1 protein-coding gene is annotated in these 896 nt (G+C 34.9%); it reads right to left on the bottom strand.

What is annotated here, in order from left to right; all coding sequences use genetic code 11:
- Positions 1–8 precede the first annotated feature (8 nt).
- Positions 9–824, bottom strand: a complete 816-nt coding sequence (locus tag JIV24_RS22200) for an IS5 family transposase (RefSeq protein WP_317193949.1) — start codon at positions 822–824, stop codon at positions 9–11.
- Between the last annotated feature and the right edge of the window lie 72 nt (positions 825–896).

The raw sequence follows: 896 nt of genomic DNA on the forward strand, positions 1-896 counted from the left end.
GAAGTTGTTTAAAGTTGTCTAAGAAGAATAATGCAAAAAGCAATGATGTTTAGCGCTTTCCAATGCAATTTTTTGGTCTCAAAACGCACAAGTATTGCCTTGAAAGCATCTAACCATGCATTTGTTCTTTCAACGACAAAGCGTTCTTTATAAAGAGCTTCATCAAAGAGTGAAACGTCATTCTTGCCGTTACGTTTATTGTTATCAATATTGTCAAAGATGTCGTGTTTGAAAAGACAATTTCTAAATGGTACTGTATCGAAACCAGCATCTGCATTAAGGAAAAGTCCACCGACACTAATATTTGATTCTTCTAATGATGTGACCATGCTATCAAAATTTTGTGTAAGATTAAAAGCATCATTATGGTTTCCAGATATTGGGTCACTACAGGCAATTGGTATACCCTTACTATCGGAGAGAATAAGCATATTACTTGTCTTGCACTTTTTTCTCCCTTGGTAAGCAACTGCTTCTCCACCACGTTTGGCAGGAGTATGTGTTCCATCTAGCTGAACTGATGACATATCTAGTGATGATTTATATTCCTTGAGTAGTGCTTGCCATAGCTTCTCCCAGCTACCATCTTTACACCATTTGCGGTAGTGGGCATAAATGCTATTCCAACTGTACTTTACTCTAAAGAATTGTTTTATCGGTATTTCACGCCACTGACAGCCTGTTTTAAGACGATATATGATTGCTTTGACCACTTGGTGGAGTTTAACCTTAGTATTGTTCCATGAGTTGCCAAAAGCTAAATATGGGCTTATGTTTTTTTTATAATTTGAGTACTTAACACCTGATGAATATTTATTAAATATACCATTTAATCATCAGAATATCAATTAATTAAACCGCTTAATTTATTCTATTTTAGGACTTTAAACAACTTC

The organism is Carboxylicivirga marina (genome assembly GCF_016612505.1).
In the GTDB taxonomy this organism is placed as follows: domain Bacteria; phylum Bacteroidota; class Bacteroidia; order Bacteroidales; family Marinilabiliaceae; genus Carboxylicivirga; species Carboxylicivirga marina.